The 483-nt window shown below is 61.7% G+C and carries 1 protein-coding gene; it reads right to left on the minus strand.

Annotation, left to right across the window (positions count from 1 at the left end):
* Nucleotides 1–273: 273 nt before the first annotated feature.
* Nucleotides 274–429: a DUF1127 domain-containing protein gene (locus AB4099_RS35220; protein WP_441481510.1), complete on the minus strand. Its 156-nt coding sequence runs from the start codon at nucleotides 427–429 to the stop codon at nucleotides 274–276.
* Nucleotides 430–483 lie beyond the last annotated feature (54 nt).

Genomic DNA, 483 nt, shown 5'->3' on the forward strand with positions numbered 1-483 from the left:
GTTCGCCCCATTGGAAAGTTTGCCCCAATCAGGATTTCGTGGCGGCGAGGTCGCCTCCGATGACAAGGAGGGGTTGAGCTCGGGCTTTCACGGCTCGGACGAGTTCGCAGCCGGATTCCGGCTCAAGTGAAAGCAGCCCTGAAATGCAAAATGCCCGCCGTGAGGCGGGCATTCGCTCTTCGACCGAAGCTCAAGGGGAGGGAAACATGAGCCCCGGGAGAAACKAYCTGGAACGCGCTGCGCCCGGTGACGCGGCGGTTCTATTCAGTGACTTCAGGCCSCAGCGTGCGAGCGGGCGATGAAGGGGATCTCCGAGCGTGACAGGCCAAGATCGTCGAGCTCACGGTTGGTCAGGCGCGACAGCTCGCGAACCGTCTCGCGATAGCGCAGGAAGGCGCGGATTTTGGCGGCAATCATGGTGACGAACATGGTGATATTCCTCTGGCGGATATTCCGGACCGGGGCGGTGCCCACAGCGACAAT

Source organism: Allobosea sp. 2KB_26, from assembly GCF_052115715.1.
Taxonomy (GTDB): Bacteria; Pseudomonadota; Alphaproteobacteria; order Rhizobiales; family Beijerinckiaceae; genus Allobosea.